The following is a 26,007-nucleotide window of genomic DNA, read 5'->3' on the forward strand; positions in this document are numbered from 1 at the left end:
TTGCTGCTCCTTTCTTCTATAGGAATGATGGAAATGGCGTGTCATTTTCTATTGAGAAGACATCTTCAAAACCGCGATAGAAGTTAAATTCAAGATCATCTCTATCTGTTGGATAAATGAATTTCCCGCCAACTTGCCAAATATATGGCTTAAAATCATATTTCAATCGGTCTTTTTTGAATTTCCATATTTCAGTGATTTCCTTTGGATCTGCCATGAAGTTCGCCCAAATGTCGTAATGAACTGGAATAACCACTTTTGCATTGAGCGATTCCGCCATCCGAAGCATATCCACAGAAGTTACCTTATCGGTGATGCCTCGTGGATTTTCACCATAGGCGCCAAGACAAACATCAATTTGGTGTTCATTTCCATGCTTAGCAAACATATTTGAATAATGTGAATCTCCTGCATGGTAAAGATTGCCGCCAGATGTTTCGAATAGATAGTTCACAGCGATTTGATCCATGTCTTGCGGTACTTTCCCTTTTAATGTTACTTCTGGGTCTTCACAAGTTACTAAGGCCGTCCGGTCAAAGGCTTCTAAAGCCACTACATTAATATCTTTGATTTTGACTTTATCTCCTGGTTTTACAATGATTGTCTTTTCTTTTGGAATCCCCCATTTCAACCAAGTGTTAACGACTTCTGTTGGACCGACAAATTTTGCTTCTGGACAATTTTGATGAACTGCCGCAGCTGTATTGATATCAAGATGATCGGAATGGATATGTGTTACGACAAGAGCATCGACATTTTTCACTTCAAACGGATCAATGACAAATGGCTGTGTCCGTAAGTTAGGCTGCATCTTTTGTACACCGCTCATTCGCATCATTTGATGGCCTTTTTTCATCATACCGTTACCATGACTACGTTTCCCCGTTCCGCACCATAAGTCACACAAGATATTGGTTCCTTCATGGCTCTTCAGCCAAATTCCTGTACAGCCCAACCACCACATAGCGAAAGTTCCTTCTTTAACTACTTCTGATTCAATTTCCTCATTTAAATACGTTCCCCATTCGGGAAAGGTATCTAATACCCAGCTTTCTTTAGTAACTTCATTGATGTTTTTACTCATTATGATTGCTCCTCACATATGTTTGTTATGACTTACATTTAAAGCTTAAAGTGTTTTCGAAGCTATGAAAACCCTTTTATATGACTTTCTACTCTTTATATGATTTTCTTTCCATTTTTAATGATTTTCTTAGTATAATGTAAGCGGTTAAAGAATTTTAAACGAACTTCTCGATGATTAAAATCATTTATACAAACTAAGTGTCCTATAGGAGGTAAGCAATGAAGAACTCACTCATAAATATCGATAAACGTCAAAAAGAGATTCTAGAGCTACTCCAGCAATCGGAAAAAATGACGACTCTTGAACTGGCGCAGTCTTTAGGCGTATCGATTAGTACGATTCGGAGAGATTTAAACTTATTGGAAGAAAAGAACGATATTATCCGTAATTATGGTTACTGCTCCTACAATTATGATAATAAGACCGACTTTGATCAATCTGGTCCAGAAAGAATCAAGCAAGCGATTGCAAGAGAAGCTAGTAAATATATTAACGATTACGATACACTATTCATTAATTCAAGCTCGACCGCATTAAAAACCTTAGACTTTATTCATTCCAATCATCTAACGATTGTTACCAACAATGTAAAAGTCAATTACTCCCCTCACAAAGATAATTGCAGCTATATTCTGACAGGGGGAGAAATGCGATTTCCAAAAGAAGCATTAGTCGGTGATATTGCATTAAATACAATCTCTTCAATGAATGCAGATGTTTGTGTCATCGGATGCAGCGGTGTCAGCGTAGAAGATGGGGTTACAACTAAAATCTTAAATGAGTCTACTATTAATGAAATGATGATCAATAAAACAACTAGATGTAAAATTCTAGTTGCTGATCATCGAAAAATCGGACTGACCTCAAAATTCAAAATTGCGGATATATCTGTCTTTGATTACTTGATAACTGATCAATTTTGCTCACAAAAAAGATTGAGCGAAATCATGAATGCCGGAGTAAAAGTAATTCAAATTGAGTAAAACAAATACCCTTCAAACACTGTTACGATGTTTGAAGGGTATTTGTTTTACTATTCAGCTTCTAAGGTATTGCCTTTTCTTTTCGGTATTTGCATTGAAAATATCCAAGTGATCATTGTAATAATCGTTAAAGCAATCAGTAATTGCCAACCTGTTTGATAGGAACCTGTTTTGTCATAGATATTCGCTATCAATAAAGAACCAAATGTTAAGCCAACCTGTGAAATACTACTAATTAATCCATAAACGTCAGCATAATGTTTTCTGCCGTAAATACGAGCCGTAATTAGTGGTGGCGATACGGTTCCAATAGGTGTTCCCAATCCGAAACAGACTGCCATCAGATAGACCATCACAATCTGATGCCCATTTAGTAACAAAATAAAAGCTAATGTCATGAAGCCACATCCAAATATTGTACTTTTTACTGTTCCAAACCGATCGTCAATCCAGCCTAATATTAATTTCCCAAAAACTCCGACTAAAGAATACAACGAAATGATAGAGGATTTTACAACTACCCCATGCATTTCTTCAAGAGCCGGCGGAAACTGCCCTAATGATCCAGAATTCAGCAACCCATTACAGAAAATACCAATCACCAGCATTAAAAAGACCGGCTGTTTGATTAGTTGATTGATCTTTAGCGTTTCTTTGCTTTCTGCCCTTTCCGCTTGAATGGACTTATCACTGGCACCATAAGCCTGTAAGCCCATTTCTGTCGGCGTTTTTTTCAGCACAAACAATGAGACGGGAATGGTAATGACCAACAATAGAATTGCGATAATTCGATAGGAAGCACGCCAGCCGAAATTTGCTAACAAGTAGCTCAGTACGGGACTGAAAATGAAGCCCCCCAATCCTATGCCTGCCATAGCAATACTCATCGCCAATCCACGCTTTTCCTCAAACCAGTTCGTAATAATCATACTTACAGGAATTAGTGTACTGCTTGTGTAAGCAACTCCCAATACAATTGCCAATAGATATAGTTGCCAAACAGCTGTGGCAAATGAAAAGCTAAAATATGCCGCAATGAATAACAGTAACGCGATCGTTTGAATCCTTTTTAGATTTCCAGTTGCCAATTTTCGTGCCACAAATGGAGAAAATACTATACCCATCGATTGTGTGATGGTATTGACTAAAGTAAAAGCACTGCGAGAAATCCCCATATCTTCTGTGACAGATAGAAGATAAACGTTAGCTAATGACATAACCATCGGAACAACTGTCGCGGTAATACATACACATCCGATGACAACTTTCCATCCGTAGAAAATCTTTTTATCTCCCATAACTAAGTCTCCTGACTAAAATAGCCTGAAACAATAGTCGCCATTGATTTAGCAGCAATCAGCATAGATGCTTCATCAATATCAAATTTGGGATGGTGATGAGGATAAGCAGTTTGTCCTTCTCCTGTTGCCCCTATATAAAAGAAACAACTAGGCCTTTCTTGACAATAATAGGCAAAATCTTCAGAAGGTGCGATTGGTCCACTGTCAATAACATTTTTTAATTCTGTAAAAGAATGTTCCTTTAAGCAGTTTGCAACAAAACCAGTCAAGTCTGGATCATTCATCAAAACTGGATAATCGTCAATATAATCTAGCTCGAAAGAAGCACCATAAGCTTCACAAACACCTTTAACCACAGCTTCAAAAGCCTCTTTAACAGTTGATCGACTCGCCTCATTCATCATGCGAATGTCCCCTTCAAGAAAAACAGCATCTTTCAGAACATTCGCAGAACCTTTTCCGTCAAAGGACCCAACAGTTAAAGTCGTCATATCAAATGGATTCACACGTCTGCTGACAATACTTTGTAGATTGACAACAATTTGGCTTCCGACTAATACAGCATCGATTCCAGCATTTGGCATCGAGCCGTGGCTCCCTTTCCCTTGGATCTTTAGTTTGAATGTTGCACGTCCGGTTTGTGTTGCTCCAGCATGATAATAAACAGTTCCTAAATCAAATCCAGACATTACATGACAACCAAGCACATGGTCCACCCCTTGAAGACAACCATCTTGAATCATTTGGATAGCTCCTCCAGGCGGTGTTTCTTCTGCCGGTTGATGAAGAATTGTAATTTTCCCATTCAATCGATTCTTCATTTCGATTAGACTCTCTGCTAAGATCAGCATATAAGCCGTATGAGCGTCATGACCACAAGCATGCATTACCCCAGGGTTTTCTGATGCAAAAGGCAACCCTGTTTCCTCTTGGATTGGTAACGCATCAAAATCAGCTCGCAACGCTACATTCTTCCCTGGCTTTCCACTGTCAATTTCAACAACTACTCCGTAACCGCCTACATTTTCTTCCACCTTACAATCTAACTCTTGATAAAACTCAGCAATGTACTTCGCTGTTTTTTGTTCCTTGAAAGATAACTCAGGGTGCGCGTGTAAATAACGTCGGATGTCAATCATGCGCTCTTTTTTACTCTCAAGAATCAGGTGGAGATCCTCTTCAAAATTATTCATAATTTCCTCCTTTAAAGAATAAATTTCCTTATCAAAGAAATATTATCATATGTTTCCGCCTATTTACAAGGATTCTAGGAGAATATAAAATACAATTTTATTATTTTTATTCACAAAAATGAATAAATAGCTGCAAATATTTTTGGTTAAAATGCGTATGCATTTCACTCATAAAATTACACTAGTTATTTAATTTTATAAAAAAATTAGTTTTCTTGTCTATTTTTCAATAAACAAGAAAACTATCAAAAAAAGTATTAGCTATTTTGCCATTTTTTTAAATATTCTTTCGACGCATTTGTTACCTGAATAAAGTCATTTTCTTTTACACCCTTAAATAAATTACCGCCGACACCTACAACTACCGCACCTGCTCGTTTCCATTCTGATAAATTATCTAGATTAATGCCCCCAGTAGGCATGATATTCAACTGGGGCAAAGGTGCTTTCGCTGCTTCGATCATTTGTGGTGTAAAATTATTAGCTGGAAATAGTTTTACGATCTCTGAGCCGCTTTTCATTGCCTGCTGCATTTCTGTCACAGTCATACACCCAGGAATATATGGAACTTGATATATGTTGCAAAGCTCAGCGGTTGTCTGATCGAAACATGGACTAACAATGAATTCTGCGCCCGCTTCAATCGCTAAACGAGCAGTTATCGCATCTAAAACGGTCCCTGCGCCTATGACAACCTCAGAATCACTTTCAACCATTTTTTTCAGGTTGGTGATTAGTTTCGCTGCTTGTGGAACAGAAAAGGTTACTTCAATTCCTTTTATTCCTCCCTTTACAACTGCTTTGGCAGCGTTATAAGCATCTTCACTAGATTTTTCTCTTATTACAGCAACGACACCAGCTTTTTCAATACGTGTAAGTACTTCAGACTTTTTCATTCTTTTCACCTACTCTACATTCACATGTTCGTGAAGCGCATCTTCATTTGATGTTTGATCTCTCTGAGCAAGTTTCAACGTTAATGCATCTAAGGTGATGTGTACCGTTTGATCGAACAGAGTGGACAATAGTTGAATAGATTTTACACCCGCGCCTGTTTTAGTCGCTCCTGGTACTACAATCACTCGATCAGCTAATTTTGCCAACCGCGACTCTTTATCACTTGTCAAAGCAATAATAGACAAGCCCATTTTTTTTGCTGCTTCAGTATCTGCCACTATCCCCTTTGTAGTTCCTGATCCTGAAATGGCAATCCATGTATCCCCTTTTTGAATAGACGGAGTGATTGTTTCACCCATAACATAATCTGTATAGCCTATATGCATCAAACGCATAGCAAACCCTTTTGCCTGAAAGCCACTTCGACCCGCACCGATAACAAAGACTCGTTTGTTCTTTTGGATCAGTGGCATTGCTTGATCTAATTCTTGTTCATCTACTAATTCCATGACTTGATTGATTTCTTGCATAATTGTTTCGATTGTTTTCATTAGTGAACAGCTCCCATAAATTCATTTACTGCTTGTAAAGGATCTTTAGCTTTAGCAATTTTTGATCCTACTATGACGATTTCAATAATCCCTTGTTCTGTTAAAGACTTTGCCTGCTGTAAATCAATGCCACCCGCAATTGCCAGTCGTTTAATTTCTGGAAATTTTTTTCGAAAAGCTGCAACGCTAGCTGTTGCATCAAACTGATCTTTACGATCAATAGAATGGTGCAGCGCGTAAATCGCATTAGGAAAGTCCTTGATTTTCTCAATCTTATCCTCTTCAACTTCTAACAAATCAATCATCATCGTTTTCTTCTCCTGCTCCGCTACTTCATAGCACGCTCTCAGAGTTTCGACAGATGCTGCCCCCATCGCAGTAACAATATCAGCTCCGTGACGAAATGCCTGTGTAAACTCATAAGCGCCTTCATCAATAGTTTTACTGTCTACCAGTAAACTAGTTTCTGACAATGCTTCTCTCAATTTTTCTATCGCTAAATTACCATAATCCTTCACTAATGACGTGCCCATTTCTAAAATGTCTGTTTTCCCATTTAATTGTTCCGCTAAATGGACTGCATCTTCCATTGAGACACGGTCAATTGCCGTTTGTAATCTCATGCTTCCACTTCCTGTTTTTGTAAAAATTCTTCTAACTCCTGCGGTGTTGGGTAACCGTCATTATCTCCAGGTGACTGAACAGCCATCGCACCGATTGCATTGGCTCGAACAACTGCCTCTTCTAATGTTTTTTCTTCTATTAAAGCAGTGATTAATCCCACCGCAAATCCATCCCCTGCTCCAACAGTGTCGACAACCTTTTCAACTGTAAAGCCTGGTACAGTATAACTTGTTCCGTCTTTCTGTTTTACATATGCGCCATCAGTGCCTAATTTTACGATGACTGTTTGAGTAGCCTCACCATTATTTAGATAAAAATCTGCGATTGCTTCGGGCTCACGGCTACCCATTAAAATTTCACCCTCATTGATGCCTGGTAACACAATCTCAGCATGTGACGCTAAATCATTGATTGTTGTTATCATTTCTTCTTGGCTCGCCCAAAGTTGAGGGCGCAGATTAGGATCAAACGTTGTTCGAATTTGATTTTTTTCTAATAGATTGATTAAGTACCTGAACGCTTTTTGCGCTTCTTTTGAAATCGCTGGGAAAATACCCGATAGATGCGCCATCTTTACTTCCGAAAAATCAATTTTATCCAACACAGCCTGATCAAAATGCGCTGCGGCGGATCCTTTACGAAAGTAGAAAATACTTGGATCTCCTTGACTGACACGATCCTTTAATTGAAATGCTGTCCAAAAATCAGCAGTTTCAGAAATATAATCGGTTCCAATTTTATTCTCATGCAAGCGGTCAATGATAAATTCACCGAAAGGATCTTTTCCGACCTGTGTAATGTATTCGCTGCTATGCCCTAAACGTGATACTCCGACGGCAACATTCACTTCTGCACCAGCAAGAAATTTTTGAAAGTGGCAAGCGTCTTTTAGAGACTTGTCTACCTCTTCCGATCCAAATAATGCAATAGGTTCTCCGATAGTCAAAAATTCACTCATGTTTATTACTCCTTTTCAAATTTGATGTATTTTCAAGTCATTTAAATAATGAAACTAATAGTTATTTGTTACAGCAAGATATACGCAGCGACTAAATTTAGAACAGTCGCAGCCCAAGCCCATGGCATTCCCGTCAATAGGAAGGTTTTGGTGTCTAACCCAGCATATTGGACAGACCATAAGTTCCATGATTGAGTAATACATGCAGATACCCCCATCATAGACGGTACAACTAGCAATCCATATAAGAAGTATTGGTCAAACATCCCCGTTCCTACCAAGATTGCCGCAGTAGCAGCACCTGCACCATACAACATCAATGGTCCTCTGAAGTACGAAAGTGGTGCGATAATGGCCACAATAATGATTAGAACAAGCTTGCTACTTGGAATGATCTCTTGGAATACACTAGTGAAACCACTCATTGCATGAACTGCGGCGGATTGGAACATCGTTAAGACAAACAGCATAATCAATAAGCCAGCAATGTCACTAATTGCATGTTTAGCGGTTTCATTCATCATAGTGACAAATTTGCTGTAACGTTTCATATTACCAGTAGCAGCGAAGGCAATAATTGTAGATAATAAGAGTGCTGGTACTGCATCCCATTTAGCAAAAATACTTAATGCCACAGGCATGACTGGCAACACATAGGTCCAGACAGGGACTTCAACAATTTCTTCTTCACTATCACTTTCAATGATCTCAGGCTTGCCATTTCGAATTTTCTTCGCATTAAACAAGATAAATAGGATCAAAATCACCATTTGGACGCCCATCGCTACAAAACCAAAACGTTGATAGTGCGGACCCCATTCAACTTTTGGAAAAAAAACTTGAAATTGAACGAACAATACATTATTGACATACATCGCTGCACCAATTGCGATGGTAAAAATAGATACTGCAATATTTTTTGGTACACCGATTGAAAACATGATTGGGAATAAAATGACTCCAACTGCTATAGCAGAACCCACACCATATGAACTAGTGAATATTAAAGCGATTACAAGAGCGATTAAAATCGTAGCTAAGACTGGACTCTTCTTTCCAACCTTTTCTGTACGGCGACTGATACTACCAGCAATCCCCGTATCAACCAACACTCGACCAAACCATGAACCGAAGATGATATATGAAGCTGTTTTCCCATAATTCAATACGGGTTCAGTAAAGATTTCTTTAACAGCCGTATTAAAGGGAACCATTCCGATGATTGTCCACAGAACAGCCATTACAAAGAAACCAACAGTTAAGTTCCCGCCTTTCATAGCATAAAGAACAAAGATGATAAAAGTTACTGCTAATAGTATTCCAGTTATTGCACTCCCCACGGTGGTTCACCTCCTAATATTTATTTAACTCACTTAAGATACGTTGATATTTTGAGATTGGTTTCCCATGATCTTCAACAAAAAAATCATTTTCCATATGATTAAATTTTTGAATTAAATAGTAACCAGTCAAGTATGCTGCCAATGCTTCTTTTGCGGCACCCTCCATATTTTCTTTATCAATCTCTGGTCGATGAATCGTTTCCATAAAATGATACGCGAATTTTTCTGGATCAATCTTTGTTTGTTGCTCGGTCATAATACTTCCTCCTAAACTATATGAATGAATTCGTTGTATTTTGTTTGACCTTTCGACAATCCGACACAACACAGCGACGTGCCAGTTTATCATCTGGACACTTTTACTTACCGTTTTCTTCTAATAATTTCTTTGCCTCTAAAATTTCAGTAGTTTTAATTGTTGGATACTCAATTGCGACAGGAACGTCTTGTGGTAAAATTTGTAAAACTTTTCGCCAATCAATTTCCCCATGATCAAGCCCAATAGCCTGTGGTTTTTGGTCTACCAATTGAACATCCTTTACATGGATATACTGTACATAATCTTTTAGTAATTCAGCAGCCGCTCTTTCATCTTCTCCAACAAATCGCCAATTTCCAAGATCATAAACATACCCAATGTTAACGCCTGCTTTTGTCACAGCTTTCATATAAGTGTCAATTGCAGCGATTGTTCCAGATGTTTGGGTTTGATCATTTTCAATTGAAATAGCTATACCCCTATCAAGAAGCGCTTTCAATTCATTCAGATAGAGTTCACCATTGTAGTCGCCAATGTTCCATTTAATATGCTTAACACCCATTTGTTTTGCTTCAATCACATATTGTTCTAACTTAGGATTGATTTTTCCATTAACGTAGACCTCATCAGGAACACTGTAAAACAAGTCTAGCCCCAAGCGCTTCGCTTCTGATTCAATAACATTTTTTTCTTCGTTAATATCTCTAAAATACTCTCTTCTAATTTCAACCTGTGTAAATCCTAAGTCTGCGGCTTTTTGTAATAAATCAGCCTGAAGTGCTCCATCTTTAACTTTATCAGCAAAAACTAAAAAATTTAGAACTAATTTTTCTTTCTTCATAATTTCGCTTCCCTTCAATTGGTTAACCGGTTTCTATATACGTATAGTAAACCGGTTTCCAAATGATGTCAACGGTTTCATTTTTAAAAAACATTTTTTTGAACAAAATAAAATAAGCTATGTTTAGAAATCGGTTTCCAAACATAACTTATCTTAGAAAAACATCTTTTTTAAAATAACTAAATTAAACTGATTTCCGCCAACGAATAACTGAAGGCACGATAATTTCCTGTTGTATTTCACGTTTAATTAACAGATCCATCAAATATTGACCAGCAATTTTCCCAATTTCTCTAGATGGCTGTTCGATACTCGTTATTCCTGGTCCAACAAGCTCTGTTAAATTCCAATCATCGAAACCAGTAATTCCCACATCCTCTGGTATTTTGATTCCATGTTGGATCAGCCAAGCAAGAACATCCATTAAAACTCGGCCATTTGATGCAAAGAGTAAATTTTTTCTTGTATCAGCGATAATCGGTGCCAAAGATTCAGTTAATTGATCTTCATCTGTTACTTCAAGCAGCTTCCATCCTTTTCCAGCTTTCTCCATTGTTTTCTTAACCGTCTCATAACGGAGTTCTCTGGTACTCACATCTTGTACGGGTTCGCTAATAACAACTACATTTTCATACCCTTTAGCTAGCGCCTTCTCTATAACTTCTTGTGTCGAGTCGATATTATTGGTCATCACGGAAGACCACTTTTCTGGCTCAGTTTGTCGATCAACTAATAATAATGGAATATTTCGTTCAGTAATGAAATCATAATTGGCCGTTTGTCGTGAGGATGGTTGTAGAATAATTCCTTCGACGTTTTGATCAATCAGTTTTTCCAAAAGTTCTTTTTCTTGTTTTACGGAATTTGCAGCATCCACAATAATCATTTGGTAGCCGCTTTTTTCAAGAATCGATCCGATTCCTTTTAATAATAAGGAGGAATAAAGATTGGAAATATCGGCAACCACAACACCAATCAAATAGCTATGTTTTGATTTTAATGCTTGGGCCTGCTTACTAGGACGGTAATTCAACCGTTCAATTACTTCCGCTATTTTTTCCTTTGTCTCTTTAGACATATTGCCATAGTTATTATTTAAAAATCGAGAGATCGTTGTTTTAGAAACCCCTGCTTCTTCGGCAACCTCTTTGATTGTAATTTTTTTCATTTCGTACGCTCCAACTATCTTTTTTATTATTGTAGCGAATTTCTAAGCAATTGGAAAGATTAGCCTTTTGCTGAAATTGTTTTAATTTTATTTTATACTTCTAAACGTTTTTTTATGCAAATCATTAGTTACTTTGCTATCGAACTCATTACGTTCACATTAACAGAAGGGTTTTAAAAAGTTTCGTGCTGTATCGCCTTTTTTCTTTTATAATTAGTGTAATCGAATTCATTAAGGAGGAAAACGTATGAATGATTATCATGTGGCCTTTTTTGACATTGACGGTACACTAGTGGACCATCGATTACCACATCACTTATCTTTTCTGGATCGCATTCCGGATTCTGCAAAAAAAGCACTAAAGCAGCTAAAAGAAAATAATATTGAACCTGTGATAGCTTCGGGGCGGCACTACCAATTAATCGATGAATTTGCTTCTGACTTAGGAGTAAGTAGCATTATTTCTTCTAATGGTAATTGTGTTCACTACCAGGGAAAGATGATTCACAAAAATGTATTGTCCCCCAAATTACTAAATAATGTGTTAGATCATCTACAAGAACGAGAAATTGACTGCTTGATTGAAACACCACACAATTTATATTGCTTTGAATCGAATAAAACAATGAAGCATCAGATTGCAGAGAATAATATTTTAAAAAGTCATGATCCATTACCCAATGATGTTGTTCAACTTCTTGTTCCTTGGAATGAGACAATTGATTACCAGCTACCCAAAGACTCTGTTCTAATTGCTGAAAAGGTAGCTCCTGTCGCAGCAAGTATTCATTTGAGGAACGGAACAAAATCAGAAGGGATTCAGAAAATATGTAGCGCCATGAACATTTCGACAGAACAAGCTTTAGCCTTCGGTGATGAAGAAAATGATTTCACTATGTTTGATGTGGTAGGCTTCCCTGTTGCCATGGGTAATGCCGTATCTGCTTTGAAAGAAAGGGCTGCTCATGTGACATCATCAGTATCTGATGATGGGATTTGGAATGCTTGTATAGAGCTAGGGTTAATTACGGATTAGAAAAACCGTCAGAAATATTCTGACGGTTTTTTTATCGTTTGATCAGTTCTTGGTACACACGATCCTCTGAGACTTCCATATAAGCTGGACGAATAATCTTTTGTACGTTGATTAGTTCTTCAATTCGATGAGCGGACCAGCCGACAATCCGAGCGATTGCAAACATTGGTGTATACAACTCCTGCGGCAAATCGAGCATATGGTAGACAAACCCGCTGAAGAAATCAATGTTCGCACTGACTCCTTTATAGACTTTACGTTTTTCAGAAATAATCTCTGGTGCTAAGCGTTCAACCTTGCGGTACAAATTAAACTCGGCAGATGCTTCTGATCCCTTTTCTGCCGCTAATTTTTCAACATATCGTTTAAAAATTTCTGCGCGCGGATCAGATTCAGCATAAATCGCGTGCCCCATCCCATAAATCAGCCCTTGTTTATCAAAGGCCTCTTTATTCAGTATTTTTTCCAAATAATCTCTAATTTCGTTCTCGTCTTCACAATCGTTGACAGTCGCTTTCAAATCTTCCATCATTTGTGTAACTTTGATATTTGCGCCACCGTGTTTAGGTCCTTTCAATGAACCTAATGCTGCTGCAATCGTTGAATAAGTATCTGTCCCGCTGGAAGTTACTACTCTGGTTGTAAACGTTGAGTTATTTCCTCCGCCATGTTCCATATGTAAAACAAGGGCCATATCCAATGTCTGTGCCTCTTGGAAAGTATACTTTTTATCTGGCCGTAACATTGTTAAGATTGCTTCTGCTGTGCTAAGATTTTCATCTGGCCGATGAATATACATACTATCTCCTTTTGTATAATGATTATACGCATGATAGGAATAGACCGCGATCATTGGAAATGTAGCAATAAGAGACAAGCTCTGATCCAGCACATTTTCTATACTAACATCATCAGTTTTTTTGTCATAACAGCCTAATGTTAGAACGCTTCGAGCCATCATGTTCATGATATTATGTGATGGCGCCTTCATAATAACATCACGTACAAAGTTTGTAGGAAGTGTTCGTCTTTTGCCAATCAAAGCTCTAAATTCCGAGAGTTCTGTCTGAGTCGGCAAGGTACCAAATAATAACAAATAACTGATTTCTTCGAAGCCTAAACGTTCTTCTGAAACAAAACCGTTGACTAGTTCATTGATATCTATTCCACGATAACGTAACTCTCCATACTTGGAAATGACCTTGTCCCCATCCATAATTTGGGGATGAATCGTAGAAATATTGGTTAAACCAGCTAAGACACCTTTCCCGTCGAGGTCACGCAAACCCTTTTTAACATTGTGTTTCCTATATAAAGAAGCCTCTAAATAATCTTCTTTTCGGCATACCTCAGCCATTTGGTTCAAATCTAACATCTCTGTGTCCTCCTAACCATTTTTATTTTATAATCGGGTTAAGAAACATTATAACACCATTGGCGTAAAATGAAATACTTTTAATAATTTCATTTACTTTCTTTTTTTTTATTCGTATAATAAACCCATCTGATTTTAAATGATAACGTAATTAGGAGGTATTTTGTATTGAATTGGAAAAAAGAGCTTACTGTGAATAACGAACATTATACATACTACGATCTTTCAGAAATTGTCAGTGCTTACCAGAAAAGGATTGCTGATTATCCATTCAGCATAAGAGTCTTACTAGAAAGCTTAGCGCGGCACAATGAATTGGCTGATTTAGAGAATCTAATTGCTTTTAATGCAAAGGAGCCGACAGGCGTTGTTCCTTTTCGTCCGTCACGAGTCGTTTTACAAGACTTTACTGGTGTTCCAGCAGTAGTGGATCTCGCTGCTATGCGTGATGCTGTTGTTAAACTAGGGGGAAATCCTAGAGTAATCAACCCTGAAATTCCAGTAACATTGGTTGTGGACCACTCTGTACAGGTGGACTGCGCAGGTACAAAAGACAGTTTATCCTACAATACCGAAAAAGAGTTTGAACGAAACCACGAACGCTATCAATTTCTCAAATGGGCCCAACAAGCCTTTGATAACTTTGAGGTGGTTCCTCCAGAGACCGGGATCATCCATCAGGTTAACCTTGAATATCTTTCCGATGTAATTTTAAAAAATGATCAGAATCTACTTTATCCCGATTCTCTCGAAGGAACAGATTCTCATACCACAATGATTAATGGATTAGGAGTACTGGGTTGGGGTGTCGGAGGGATTGAGGCGGAAGCTGCTATCCTAGGCGAGGCCTCCTATTTCCCTACTCCTGAAGTCATTGGAGTAGAATTAACTGGAATGTTAAGCCCAGGAGCAACAGCAACAGATTTAGCACTTTATTTAACTGAACTCCTGCGTAATGAAAAAGTAGTAGGTAAATTTGTTGAATATTTTGGCTCTGGCTATAAAACACTCAGTCTTTCCGACCGAGCAACAATTGCAAATATGGCACCTGAATATGGTGCTACCTGCGGTTTCTGTCCGATTGACGAAGAAACCTTAAGCTACCTTCGTTTAACAGGTCGTTCCTCCGAGCAAGTTGAGTTAGTCGAAGCGTATGCAAAGAAAAATCAACTATTTTATGATGGAAGTGAAACTCCTGTATATACACGTATCATAGAGTTAGATCTGTCAACAGTACACTCTTCTGTCGCTGGCCCTAAGAGACCTCAGGACCGTATTCCGTTAGCAGATGTCGCTGACAATTTTGAATCATCGTTAACAAACCCAAGTGGACCGAAAGGCTTTGGCCTAACACCGGAAGAATTCACTCGGAAAGAAACAATTCAAGGGACCGATCAATTTATTGAAACTGGCGATTTAGCTTTAGCGGCTATTACTAGTTGTACAAATACTAGTAACCCGTCTGTCATGGTAGCTGCTGGCTTGTTAGCTAAAAAAGCGGTTGAACTGGGACTAAAAGTTCCGTCAACTATCAAAACTTCTTTGGCCCCAGGTTCAAAGATTGTGACGCAGTATTTAGAAAAAGGCAACTTGCTAGATCCTTTAGCTAAACTAGGCTTTGATATTGTGGGTTATGGCTGCACGACATGTATTGGTAACTCCGGCCCTTTAGATGATGAGATTGAAACTACTTTAAAAGAAAGTGAGCTCGTTGTTTCCGCTGTTTTGTCGGGGAATCGAAATTTTGAGGGACGTATTCATCCATTAATCAAGGCGAACTATTTAGCCTCACCGCCATTAGTAATCGCCTATGCTTTAGCTGGCTCTATCAAAAAGGATTTAACAAAAGAAGCACTTGCTGAAGTTAACGGAAAAGAAATTTATTTAGCTGACTTATGGCCTTCTCAAGAAGAGGTAAATAATTATATCAATAATTTTTTAAATCCCGAAGATTTTAGAGAAGCATATAAGAATGTTTATCAATCAAATGAACGTTGGAACAAAATCGAAACCTCAGATGGTGATTGTTACGACTGGGATGATACGTCGACTTATATCGCTAATCCCCCTTTCTTTACAAATCTCGATCAAGAAAATAAGAATAATTCATTGATAAATCTCCAAGTATTGGCTAAATTCGGAGATACAGTAACAACAGACCACATTTCACCAGCGGGTAACATTGGACTTCAATCACCTGCCGGTAAATACCTAAAAGAACATGGATTGACTTATAAAGAATTTAACTCTTTTGGATCAAGACGTGGAAATCACGAGGTAATGATGCGTGGTACATTTGGAAATATCCGTATTCAAAACCAACTAGTCCCTGATACAACAGGGGGATTTACGAAGCTTTCTACTACAGGAGAGGAGCTTTCGATTTACGATGCTGCTATGCGCTATCAAAACGAAGGTATTGGGACAATTATTCTTGCTGGTAAAGATTACGGCATGGGTTCTTCCCGCGACTGGGCTGCTAAAGGAACAAATCTTTTAGGTGTCAAAGCAGTACTGGCAGAGAGTTATGAACGAATTCATCGTAGTAACCTTGTCATGATGGGCGTTATTCCTTTTGAATATCTTCCAGGTGAATCAGCAGAAACACTCGGTTTGAACGGTTTGGAAAGCTACAGTTTTGCCCTTCCTGCAGAACCAGAGATCAATCAAATCATTCATGTGACTGCCAAAGGCGAAAAAGATATCGCCTTCCAAGTAAAATTACGTTTCGATTCCGAAGCAGACATTGCTTATTGGAAAAATCAGGGTATTTTACCACTTGTTATCAACAAAAAAATGCAAAAGGAGCAAGCTTAATGACATACACATTCAATCCAGTCATCCCCTATATTGAAGGCGATGGAATCGGCCCAGAAATCTGGCAAGCTACAAAACAAGTTGTTGATGCAGCGGTCTCCTCAGCATATTCGGATGAACGCAAAATTGATTGGCTAGAAATTCTTGCTGGCGAAAAAGCTTTCAATGAAAAAGGTACTTGGCTTCCAGATGAAACACTGGAAGCTATCAAAAAGCATAAGATCGCTATAAAAGGGCCATTAACGACTCCAATTGGAGAAGGCTTTCGCTCATTGAATGTCACTTTGCGTCAAGAGTTGGATCTCTACGCTTGTGTTAGACCCGTACGCTATTTTAAAGGAGTTCCATCACCTTTGAAGGAACCTGAGAAAACGAACATGACCATTTTTCGTGAAAATACGGAAGATGTGTATGCGGGTATTGAATTTGCTAAAGATTCCGAAGAAGTTGAAAAGCTTATGAATTTTTTGACAGACCAGTTCTCTGTCACCAAAGTTCGTTTCCCTGCGACAAGTGCGCTAGGAATCAAACCGATTTCCCAAGAAGGCAGTGAACGATTGGTAGCCGCTGCGTTAGACTATACGATTGAACAAGGAAAAAAACGCGTCACATTAATTCATAAGGGAAACATTATGAAATTTACTGAAGGTGGGTTTAAAAATTGGGGTTATGATTTTATTGAAAAAAATTATCCTCAAGCCTTCACTATGAATCATTATAAAAATATCTCTGCAGATTCAACAATTGAAAAAGCAGAGAAAGCATTAGCAGATGCCCAGGCTTCAGGAAAGATTATTGTCGATGATGTAATTGCTGATAACTTTCTGCAACAAATTCTGCTTTATCCCGAGAAGTATCAAGTAGTAGCTACTACCAATTTAAATGGTGACTATATTTCAGATGCTTTAGCTGCTCAAGTTGGTGGTATAGGCATTTCCCCAGGTGCAAACATCAATTATAAAACTGGGCACGCTATTTTTGAAGCAACTCACGGCACTGCCCCAGATATTGCTGGGAAGGGCTGGGCTAATCCTTGTTCTCTACTTTTGTCAGCAACGATGATGCTTGATCACCTTGGTTGGTTTGAAGCAAGTCAAAAAATTGTAAAAGCTATCGAACAAGCGCTTCAGAAACAAAAAATGACTCATGATTTCGCTCAAATGCTGAATATCGATGAACTGTCTACAACTGAATTTGCAAATTACTTAACTTCCCTTATCTATGAAAAACTTTAAGATAAAGAAAACACCTATGATATCAATTTTTATCATAGGTGTTTTCCGTGCTTATTTCTAAGCAACATTCTACATAAAAAGATTTTAACTTTTTTTATCCTCTTTTTTTATAGTTTATAATAAAAAAGGTGCCGTTATTTAAATAATGTGGCCAAAATAGTTTTATTATGACACATCAAAAAAGCACTCAGAAAATCATTCTGAGCGCTTTTTTCACAGGACGGTCTTATTAACTAAAGAAACATTCTTTAGAAATGATTCCGGCAACTTCACTATATTTGATTAACACTTGCCCATTTACTTGGTCAATCTTATCTGCATCCAATCCGTAAAATCGTTCAACATTTACGATACAGCCGTTACTCTCTTTACGGATTACTTCTCCAATGATCGGCCGAGCAAAATCAGTTTTACGGCACTCATAGCTTTCCCCTACAATAATCGCTTCTTTATTCATTCAACCACCTCATTAATGTTTTATACTACACTTATATAGTAGCATTAAGCGGATTAAAAAGCCACATTAAGGGTGTTATTTATGAAATAAGCGTGTTTTTAAGCAACATTCGTAATTTTAACCAATATTTTCTAATAATAATGAGACATATTGCTCTAAATAAAATCTGTCAATTTGATCGTACATACCAATTTCCGAACTGTCTAAGTCTAATACACCAATTAAGCTATTCCCCTTCTTCATAGGTACAACAATTTCCGAACGAGCAGCAGAATCACAGGCAATGTAATTTTTGTGTTCTAATACATTATCAACAATGAATGTTTGATTTTTTTCAGCTGCTTCTCCACAAACTCCTTTTCCCATCGCGATATGGACACAGGAAACATTCCCTTGAAATGGCCCCAAGACCAACTCATCATTTTTGAACAAATAGTACCCAGCAAAAACTGTGTCTTGCAACGTTTGATTTAATAATGCAGATGAATTTGCTAAGTTTGCTATTAAATCTGTTTCACCTTCCAATAATGCTTTTTGTTGTAATAGCAACAGTTTATATGCTTCCTCTTTCGCTTCCTGATTTTTCCAAGTCATAAAGGTACCCCCATTTTTATACAAATATATTTAGTTAATAGTTTATTCGAAATATCGAATCCTTAGTAAACTAATAACTTTTGGTTTATTCTACCCTAACTTAATGAATAACTCCATTAACTGAAAAGAGCCATTCGAAAATAAAATTTTATCTCGCTCACCAAATTGACATTCTGTCAAGTGAATTATTGCTTATTTTCCCACTTAAATATTTCATTCTCGTTACAAACTATACGGTTAGATAAAAATTCAAATACTTTAAAGTTTTTGTTCATATCTTCTTATATAATTGAATCCGAAAGATGAAAAAAGTGAGGGAATCCATTGATTAAGTTGAAAAAATATACGGCGCTAACTTTATGTGCCTTAACATTAACTAGTACTCCATTGAGCGTCTTAGCAGATGAATATGATCAAAAGATTGCCGATCAAGATAAAAAAATCTCTGAGTTGCAGCAAACAGAGCAATCTGCTGAGGATCAAAAAGCGGCTGTAGAACAACAAGTTGCAGCTGTAGAAAAAGAAGTTAGCGAAGTCTTGAAAGAAAAAACCAATGAAGAAAAGAAAATGAGTGACTTAACGGCTAAGATTGGTGTCCTTCAAGAAAAAATTCAAAAACGTGAAGAACAGATTCGTAATCAAGCAAGAGATGTTCAAACCAAGCATGATTCTGCTTCTATCGTGGATGCCGTAATCAACTCTAAATCAGTTGGTGAAGCTGTGAAGAAAACCATGGCTGTCTCTACTATTTTAACAGCTAGTAAAAATATCATGGAACAACAAACAAAAGATAAAGCTGAGCTTGAAAAGCTTGAAAAAGAAGCGGAGCAACGTTTAGCAGTAATTAATAAGAAAACTGCTGAATTAAAGGAAAAACAAGACCAACTGGTACAAACGAAATTGGATCAGCAAGTGAAAATCAATGAGATTCAAGCAAGCATTGCAACAGAAAAAGGTCAAAAAGAAAAATATGAAAAACAAAAAGAAGAAGCAGAAAAAAAACGCCAAGAAGCATTGAAGGCTTTAGAAGAACAACGCAAGAAAGAAGAAGAAGCGCGTGCTAAAGCACAAGCCGAAGCTGAGAAACAAGCGAAAAAAGCCGCAGAAGAAGCTCAAAAAGCAGCGGAAGAAGCGGAAAAGCAAGCTGCTGAGGCTGAGACTGCTAAACAAAAACAAGAAGCGGAAATCGCTCAATTAGAAGCTCAACAGCAAGAACAGCAAGCGAAACAGCAGCAAGAGCAAGCTCAAACAGTCACAGATACAAGCGCAAGTCAAGTAACAACGAATCCAATGGTTACAACAGAAACAGAGTCAAAACCCGCTACAAACAGTAGCGGCTGGGCCTCTCCTCTATCAATTGGTTTAGTAGTTACTAGTCCATTCGGACCTCGTCAAGACCCTACTGGAGCTTCTGGTACCCAGCATGACGGTATCGACTTCGCTGGTTCTGCTGGCACACCAATCATGGCTTCTAAAGGTGGAAAAGTTGTTGAGGCTGGCTTCCACTGGTCTGCAGGGAATCATGTGGTCATTCAACATCCAGATGGTTACTACTCTTATTACATGCATATGGTCTCTGCGCCAAGTGTTGGTATTGGTTCTGAAGTAAGTGCCGGCCAAGTATTAGGTGGCATGGGAACAACAGGCAACTCAACTGGTGTCCATCTACACTTCGGAGTTTCTACTGCTTTATGGTCAGGCTTCGTTAATCCTGCCCCACTATTAGGTATTTAATATGATTTAAAAAGTGTGGAACAAGAATGGTCAGACTGTATCTGATTCCTGTTTCACACTTTTATTTTGCTAGAAAGAATGATTTTCTATCAGTCCTAGAAATTATAGAGCCATAAAAATACCGCACCTGAACAGGTGCGGTATTTTTATTCGGCTTCTTCAATATCTTTCGTAATCTCGTCTAATTTAATTTCATTTTTTAAATAGGCTGCATTTTCTGTTGGAAAATGTTGACGAAATTCTGCTAACTCCATCAGATTGACCGAACCTTCACTTAATTGGAAATCTAATACATGACCGCCGAATTTACGATCATCACTAATAAAGTGAAGATGAAAGCCTGCTGCGGCTGCTCCATGAAACAATCCGGGTGTAAAAAAGCCTACAATTGTACCGGTTATATCTTCTGCTTCAAACTCAGGCTGATTCCGAGCAATGTCTACAAAACGCGGATAAGGTTTTTCCTGTTTTGGCGCAACACGCACATGCATGTTTTTAAACAAGCCTTCTATTTTGACCGCTGCAAATAAATTGTGACTAATCTGGTCTAATATCCAATTTTTAACAGTATCGTCAGTAACATTAGATAAGGAGTAATTTGCATCCGATTCAAAGTTCGTTACTGCAGCATATGGCGTCAACTCTCCACCAGATAATTGGTTGATTTTTCCCGTTTCATCAGCATGATAAATAATACCATCTAGAAAGATAACCTCTCCGTTTGATCCCTCTAACGTTCCTAGACCAAAATTTCCGTAATTTGATAATGTACCAATTTTTTCTGTACCCTCCATCAAATCTTGCATTAACCCACCCAATGTTCCATGTTGGTAGATATAACTTTTTGTTTTCACTATCATAATAATCCCTTCCTATTACTCTCACAACTATTAGTCAGCTTATCGCTTACAATTAATTGAGATAACGATACCGTTTGTATAATTCGTATCTTAATAAAATTGATCCGGTAAAATTGTCTTCCCTAATTCTTTGTTGTCTGTATAATCAATAGGGATATCAATAACTACAGGTCCATCTGTTGCTAAACCTTCTTGGATCGCTGCTTCCAACTCCGTATTTGATGTTGCACGCAGACCCTTTGCTCCAAAAGCTTCCGCATATTTTACAAAATCAACAGGTCCGAAATGAACGCCTGAAGAACGATCATATTTCATTTCTTCTTGGAATTCCACCATGTTGTAGCTGCCATCATTCCAAATCAAATGAATAATTTTTTGTTTCAAACGAACGGCTGTCTCTAATTCTTGTGCCGAAAACAAGAAACCCCCATCTCCAGAAATTGAAAAAATTTGTGTATTAGGTCGAACCAGTGCAGAAGATATCGCCCATGGAAGAGCAACACCTAACGTCTGCATCCCATTACTAAATAGTAAGTGACGCGGTTCGTAGCTGCGAAAATGGCGAGCCATCCAAATATAATGACTACCCACATCCACAGTAACAGTCATATCATCTGTTACATTCTTTTGTAAGGTCTCAATCACTTCTAGTGGATGTACTCGACCTTCAACAGTTTTAATTTTGCTATTGCCATTGGTTAATTTTTCTTGCAGCGTAGATAAATAATGTTCAGCATCAGCAGACAACTGATACGATTCAATTGTTTCGCTTAGTTTTTCAATTGTTTTTGCGATGCTACCAATTAGCTCTGCTTCTGGTTGCATGTATTGATCAATCTCCATAGGCACTTCATCGATGACCACAATACGCGCATCCTTTTCTGCATTCCAGTTTCTTGCTTCATACTCAATTGGATCGTAACCAATCGCTAAAACAAGATCACTGCGCTTCAGCAACATATCTCCCGGTTGATTACGGAATAATCCCACGCGACCAAAGAAACGGTTCTCTAATTCCCTAGAAATAATCCCGGCACCTTGGAAAGTCTCAACCACAGGCAAACCTGTTTTTTCTACTAATTTTCGGATAGCCGCTGTTTCTTTTTTACCAGAAGCACGCATTCCGACGAGTAGTGTCGGTAGTTTCGCATCACTGATACGTTTTACTAAATCAACAATATCTTCATCAGAAGCTGATCCCAATATCGGCGCTGATAGCGGATTAATCGCATCTCCGTTAACCTCTCCATCCGTGACATCTTGAGGGATGGATAAGAAGCTTGCACCTTTTTTGGCAGTCTTGGCAATGCGATAAGCATTTGCGATGTTTTCAGATAATGTTTCTGGATCCTGTATTTCTGAACTATATTTTGTAATTGGCGCGAACAGCGCGGCGTTATCCATACTTTGATGAGTTAACTTAGAAAGGTCTGAGCGTTTTACTTGTCCAGCTAAAGCTAATACCGGATCCCCTTCCGCTGTTGCTGTAACTAAACCGGTCGCTAGATTACTTGCGCCGGGGCCGCTTGTAGCAATCACTACTCCTGGTTCTCCAGTTAATCGTCCAATAGCCTGAGCCATGAAAGCAGCGTTTTGTTCGTGACGTGCCAAAATTAATTTTGGTCCGTGATCCTCTAATGTATCAAACACACCATCAATCTTGGCACCAGGGATTCCAAAGATAAACGGTACGTTATGATTTTCTAAACTTTTAACAATAATTTCTGATCCTTTACTACTCACTGTATTACATCTCCTTAAAATCTGTATCACTTACATTTGACAATATAGCACCATTTGATTTATTTATCAACGATGAAACACTCTCTCGAATTGTTTTATCAAAATTCAAAAAAAGAAGCCTCATTTCTGAGACTTCTTCCTTTAATCTGTAAAATTGAATTCTGCTTCCCAATCAAAATCTCCTGAGCTTTCAAAACTTTGCGGCCAATGCTTACACCACTCTGGACCTGTGAAGGTCTCTAAAATATCTGAACTTGCTGTATAGGGCTTAATATCCAGAATAGGACTGTCATCCTCTGCATCAAGGTATTCCAAATACACTTTATTTCCCTGAATATTCATAATTTTTGCGGCAGATAATGCGATTGGATTGGGTCTTACGGGGCCTCGCGTCGCAAATGTTCCCAGTTCATCTGGCCCATTTGTATAAGGCTTGCTTACAGTCACTCCTCTAAGTTCCGGAATATCTAAATGGTGAAACCAGTACAAAACATAAAGATGACTGAAATCATCTAATCCTATAAGACCCTCTTGATATTCAGGTAACACTTCTAGATAGACTCCTGTATCCATCTGTTTTACTTTTCCAATTTCTCTAATTTCCATAATATCTCCCCACTCGGATTAGTAGGCCTCTTTATTTAGAACAATAAAAAATGATAACGAACAGTTTAGTAATAAGTAAGAATTATCTATTATTTTTTATTCTATCTAAATAGCATTTAATCAAACCTACATCTCCTAATTTTTTGAGTTGCGACCTCTAATTAGAAGATAAATCCTCACGTTACGTGAGAGTCAAGGGGATCAATGGAATTTGTAGTTCGGTTAGATATTCTTCTGGATTATCAGTATGTTCTGGCCCAATATGACAAATTTGTCGAGTTGTTTTTATCATTTCAAATTCTGGATGTTTGTCTAGCCATTCGGCAAAGGATCGATAAGCTTCTGGAAGTTGATGGTAATTTCCCTTAACGAACATAATAGCAGCTTGATTATATTCAGAAAGCTCTCTTACTTCCAATGGATTGCATCCCTCTTCATCAGAAATAATCGCCACCTCAATGTCTACGTCCTCTTCTAGATATTCCCCATCGTGAAAAATAGTTAAACTTTTTTCAGGATCAGAAGGAACAAAAATTGCCTGTTTTTTTAGCAAGTCCATGAATTCCTCCCATAACAATCCCTCATGATAAAAACTTTTGATTTTTTTTCTAAGACTAATGACTCTGGTAACAGGAAGTTTTCTTATTGTTACTTGATATTTTTCCTTCTGCTCCATTCGCTGGATCATTTGATAGATTTGTTGTTGGCGAAATCGATCTCGCTGAATTTCTTTTTCAATCTCACGATCTTTTTTTAATAATGCTGCAGTAAAAATCTTTTTATCTTCTTGGATTAAACTTTTAATTTCTTTTAAAGAAAACTTTAAGTCCTTCAATAAAACAATTTGTGCCAAAATTTCTAATTGCTTTACTGAATAATAGCGATAACCAGATTCTTCATCAATTAGTTGTGGGTGAAGCAGATCAATTTCATCGTAATGACGCAATGTTCGAATTGATACTTGTCCAAGTTGAGAGAATTCCCCAATTTTCAGCAATAAAAGCACCTCCATCTAATATTATACTGATACTTTTGATTGTTTACAGTAGATTTTTATGGGATAATATAAGCGAACGTTCGTTCTTTTTAGTGTTTTAAGAAAGTGGTGTCCCATGCATTATAAAGAGTACAAAACAATTCTATCTGCAAAAAATGGTTTGAACCTTTTTCGAGGATGCACTCACGGCTGCATCTACTGTGATAGTCGCAGTGACTGTTATCAAATCAACCATATCTTCGAGGATATTGAAGTGAAGTCCAATGCCCTAGAAATCTTTGAACAAGAATTACAGCGACGTCGTAAACCTTGTATGATTGGTACTGGCGCTATGACTGACCCCTATATCCAAATAGAGTCGCGTCTGCAACTAACACAAGGAGCATTGAAGTTGATTGATAAGTATGAGTTTGGTGTCGCAATCCAAACGAAGTCTTCACAGATTCTTCGTGATTTAGAACTACTAACATCCATCAATCAGAAGACAAAAGCCGTTGTGGAAATGACTTTGACCACCTATGATGAGAACTTGTGTAAAATTCTCGAACCTCACGTTTCAACTACTAAAGAACGCTTTGAAGCATTATTAAAGTTTAAGGAGGTTGGAGTTCCAACTGTTGTTTGGTTATCACCGATCCTTCCTTTCATAAATGACACGGAAGAGAATTTACGTGGGATTTTAGATTATTGTATTCAAGCTGGTGTAAAGGGAATCCTTTGTTTCGGTTTTGGTGTAACTATGCGTGTCGGAAACCGTGAATATTTTTATCAGCAATTGGATAAGCATTTCCCAGGAATGAGACAAAAATATACATATGCTTTTGGTGATAATTACGTCTGCAATAGTCCCAATAATGAGCTATTAATGAAGATTTTTGGCGAAACTTGTCAAGAACATGGTATCCTTTGGAGAAGTAATGAAGTGTTTGATTATTTACATTCGTTTGAAGATAAACGCAAGCAGCTCTCCTTATTCTAAAAAAAGGAATAAAATGCTTGCTATGAAACTCGTTTCATAAATTATACTTCCTTTGTAAAGAAAAAAAGGAGGAATTTTTATGAATACGTATGTGAAAGTTCAACACGAGAATACACAAGAGCATTTTCAAGTTTCCCTGCATTTTTCTGAAGATCATTTGAGGCTTGTTCAAAGTCGAGGGTTTAAACGACCAATTATACAAAACCTTAAATTGCGTGAAATCAAACATTTATTTATTAATGAGTTTTTAGGTTGTCCCATCGTTAGTTTCTTTTATGAAGATCGACGGTACACATTTTATCAATTTGGACCAGCAGTTATCGAATATCTAAAGGAGCATTTAGCTGCTTAGTTTTATTTTAAAGAGGG

General features: G+C 37.8%; 25 protein-coding genes. 7 read left to right on the forward strand and 18 right to left on the reverse strand.

From position 1 onward, the window contains the following. Positions 1 to 16: 16 nt before the first annotated feature. On the reverse strand, positions 17 to 1,084 hold the full coding sequence (ulaG, locus tag J9537_RS09025; protein ID WP_218255802.1) for an L-ascorbate 6-phosphate lactonase: 1,068 nt from the start codon (positions 1,082 to 1,084) through the stop codon (positions 17 to 19). 221 nt (positions 1,085 to 1,305) lie between these two features. On the opposite strand from ulaG, the gene J9537_RS09030 reads away from it, so the two are divergent. Beyond that, complete coding sequence (locus J9537_RS09030; protein WP_218255804.1) at positions 1,306 to 2,070, forward strand: DeoR/GlpR family DNA-binding transcription regulator; 765 nt, start codon at positions 1,306 to 1,308, stop codon at positions 2,068 to 2,070. 50 nt (positions 2,071 to 2,120) lie between these two features. On the opposite strand, the gene J9537_RS09035 is transcribed toward J9537_RS09030, so the two are convergent. The 10 genes from J9537_RS09035 to J9537_RS09080 all read right to left on the reverse strand — a co-directional run bounded on the left by J9537_RS09035 (position 2,121) and on the right by J9537_RS09080 (position 11,205). Continuing rightward, positions 2,121 to 3,368: an MFS transporter gene (locus J9537_RS09035; RefSeq protein ID WP_218255806.1), complete on the reverse strand. Its 1,248-nt coding sequence runs from the start codon at positions 3,366 to 3,368 to the stop codon at positions 2,121 to 2,123. Between the two features lie 2 nt (positions 3,369 to 3,370). Next, on the reverse strand, positions 3,371 to 4,564 hold the full coding sequence (locus tag J9537_RS09040) for a M20 family metallopeptidase (protein ID WP_218255808.1): 1,194 nt from the start codon (positions 4,562 to 4,564) through the stop codon (positions 3,371 to 3,373). A gap of 257 nt (positions 4,565 to 4,821) precedes the next feature. After that, positions 4,822 to 5,460: a bifunctional 2-keto-4-hydroxyglutarate aldolase/2-keto-3-deoxy-6-phosphogluconate aldolase gene (locus J9537_RS09045; protein WP_218255810.1), complete on the reverse strand. Its 639-nt coding sequence runs from the start codon at positions 5,458 to 5,460 to the stop codon at positions 4,822 to 4,824. Positions 5,461 to 5,469: 9 nt separating this feature from the next. Beyond that, a complete protein-coding gene (hxlB, locus tag J9537_RS09050; protein ID WP_218255811.1) occupies positions 5,470 to 6,012 on the reverse strand; it encodes a 6-phospho-3-hexuloisomerase in 543 nt (180 codons plus the stop codon). Continuing rightward, positions 6,012 to 6,635 (reverse strand): orotidine 5'-phosphate decarboxylase / HUMPS family protein, encoded by a 624-nt coding sequence (locus J9537_RS09055; RefSeq protein WP_218255813.1) that lies wholly within the window; start codon positions 6,633 to 6,635, stop codon positions 6,012 to 6,014. Before J9537_RS09055 ends, hxlB begins: the two co-directional genes overlap by 1 nt. Next, complete coding sequence (locus J9537_RS09060; protein ID WP_218255815.1) at positions 6,632 to 7,594, reverse strand: sugar kinase; 963 nt, start codon at positions 7,592 to 7,594, stop codon at positions 6,632 to 6,634. Before J9537_RS09060 ends, J9537_RS09055 begins: the two co-directional genes overlap by 4 nt. Before the next feature lie 68 nt (positions 7,595 to 7,662). Then, positions 7,663 to 8,934 carry a gluconate:proton symporter gene (locus J9537_RS09065; RefSeq protein ID WP_218255817.1) on the reverse strand — a complete coding sequence of 424 codons (1,272 nt, stop codon included), beginning with the start codon at positions 8,932 to 8,934 and terminating at the stop codon, positions 7,663 to 7,665. A gap of 13 nt (positions 8,935 to 8,947) precedes the next feature. After that, positions 8,948 to 9,193, reverse strand: a complete 246-nt coding sequence (locus J9537_RS09070; RefSeq protein ID WP_218255819.1) for a hypothetical protein — start codon at positions 9,191 to 9,193, stop codon at positions 8,948 to 8,950. A gap of 103 nt (positions 9,194 to 9,296) precedes the next feature. Beyond that, entirely contained in the window at positions 9,297 to 10,037 is a 741-nt protein-coding gene (locus J9537_RS09075) for a sugar phosphate isomerase/epimerase family protein (protein WP_218255820.1), read from the reverse strand. 184 nt (positions 10,038 to 10,221) lie between these two features. Beyond that, a complete protein-coding gene (locus J9537_RS09080; RefSeq protein ID WP_218255822.1) occupies positions 10,222 to 11,205 on the reverse strand; it encodes a LacI family DNA-binding transcriptional regulator in 984 nt (327 codons plus the stop codon). A gap of 247 nt (positions 11,206 to 11,452) precedes the next feature. Between J9537_RS09080 and J9537_RS09085 the strand changes: the two genes are divergently transcribed. Continuing rightward, on the forward strand, positions 11,453 to 12,241 hold the full coding sequence (locus tag J9537_RS09085; protein WP_218255823.1) for a Cof-type HAD-IIB family hydrolase: 789 nt from the start codon (positions 11,453 to 11,455) through the stop codon (positions 12,239 to 12,241). A 31-nt stretch (positions 12,242 to 12,272) separates the two neighbouring features. Here the strand turns inward: J9537_RS09085 and J9537_RS09090 are convergent, their stop codons facing one another. Next, complete coding sequence (locus J9537_RS09090) at positions 12,273 to 13,598, reverse strand: citrate/2-methylcitrate synthase (protein WP_376713201.1); 1,326 nt, start codon at positions 13,596 to 13,598, stop codon at positions 12,273 to 12,275. 186 nt (positions 13,599 to 13,784) lie between these two features. On the opposite strand from J9537_RS09090, the gene acnA reads away from it, so the two are divergent. Both acnA and icd read left to right on the forward strand, forming a co-directional pair. Further along, on the forward strand, positions 13,785 to 16,433 hold the full coding sequence (gene acnA, locus J9537_RS09095; protein WP_218255827.1) for an aconitate hydratase AcnA: 2,649 nt from the start codon (positions 13,785 to 13,787) through the stop codon (positions 16,431 to 16,433). Further along, positions 16,433 to 17,668: an NADP-dependent isocitrate dehydrogenase gene (gene icd / locus J9537_RS09100; RefSeq protein ID WP_218255829.1), complete on the forward strand. Its 1,236-nt coding sequence runs from the start codon at positions 16,433 to 16,435 to the stop codon at positions 17,666 to 17,668. Before acnA ends, icd begins: the two co-directional genes overlap by 1 nt. 229 nt (positions 17,669 to 17,897) lie before the next feature. On the opposite strand, the gene J9537_RS09105 is transcribed toward icd, so the two are convergent. Then, the gene (locus J9537_RS09105; RefSeq protein ID WP_010746156.1) at positions 17,898 to 18,125 is read right to left on the reverse strand and encodes a hypothetical protein; all 228 of its coding nucleotides are present in this window, start codon (positions 18,123 to 18,125) and stop codon (positions 17,898 to 17,900) included. 117 nt (positions 18,126 to 18,242) lie between these two features. Then, complete coding sequence (locus J9537_RS09110; RefSeq protein ID WP_218255831.1) at positions 18,243 to 18,719, reverse strand: GAF domain-containing protein; 477 nt, start codon at positions 18,717 to 18,719, stop codon at positions 18,243 to 18,245. 324 nt (positions 18,720 to 19,043) lie between these two features. On the opposite strand from J9537_RS09110, the gene J9537_RS09115 reads away from it, so the two are divergent. After that, complete coding sequence (locus J9537_RS09115; RefSeq protein ID WP_218255833.1) at positions 19,044 to 20,453, forward strand: peptidoglycan DD-metalloendopeptidase family protein; 1,410 nt, start codon at positions 19,044 to 19,046, stop codon at positions 20,451 to 20,453. A 146-nt stretch (positions 20,454 to 20,599) separates the two neighbouring features. On the opposite strand, the gene budA is transcribed toward J9537_RS09115, so the two are convergent. The 4 genes from budA to J9537_RS09135 form a co-directional block, all read right to left on the reverse strand. Then, on the reverse strand, positions 20,600 to 21,313 hold the full coding sequence (gene budA / locus J9537_RS09120) for an acetolactate decarboxylase (protein WP_218255835.1): 714 nt from the start codon (positions 21,311 to 21,313) through the stop codon (positions 20,600 to 20,602). 90 nt (positions 21,314 to 21,403) lie between these two features. Next, positions 21,404 to 23,056: an acetolactate synthase AlsS gene (gene alsS, locus J9537_RS09125; RefSeq protein WP_010746151.1), complete on the reverse strand. Its 1,653-nt coding sequence runs from the start codon at positions 23,054 to 23,056 to the stop codon at positions 21,404 to 21,406. Positions 23,057 to 23,197: 141 nt separating this feature from the next. Continuing rightward, a complete protein-coding gene (gene tsaA, locus J9537_RS09130; RefSeq protein WP_218255836.1) occupies positions 23,198 to 23,662 on the reverse strand; it encodes a tRNA (N6-threonylcarbamoyladenosine(37)-N6)-methyltransferase TrmO in 465 nt (154 codons plus the stop codon). Positions 23,663 to 23,843: 181 nt separating this feature from the next. Continuing rightward, positions 23,844 to 24,668, reverse strand: coding sequence for a MerR family transcriptional regulator (locus J9537_RS09135; RefSeq protein ID WP_245001315.1), 825 nt, complete (start codon positions 24,666 to 24,668; stop codon positions 23,844 to 23,846). Positions 24,669 to 24,774: 106 nt separating this feature from the next. Between J9537_RS09135 and J9537_RS09140 the strand changes: the two genes are divergently transcribed. Both J9537_RS09140 and J9537_RS09145 read left to right on the forward strand, forming a co-directional pair. Beyond that, the gene (locus J9537_RS09140; protein ID WP_218255840.1) at positions 24,775 to 25,638 is read left to right on the forward strand and encodes an SPL family radical SAM protein; all 864 of its coding nucleotides are present in this window, start codon (positions 24,775 to 24,777) and stop codon (positions 25,636 to 25,638) included. 79 nt (positions 25,639 to 25,717) lie between these two features. Next, entirely contained in the window at positions 25,718 to 25,990 is a 273-nt protein-coding gene (locus J9537_RS09145) for a hypothetical protein (protein ID WP_218255841.1), read from the forward strand. Positions 25,991 to 26,007: the final 17 nt, after the last annotated feature.

Source organism: Enterococcus raffinosus (assembly GCF_019175485.1).
In the GTDB taxonomy this organism is placed as follows: Bacteria; Bacillota; Bacilli; order Lactobacillales; family Enterococcaceae; genus Enterococcus_A; species Enterococcus_A raffinosus.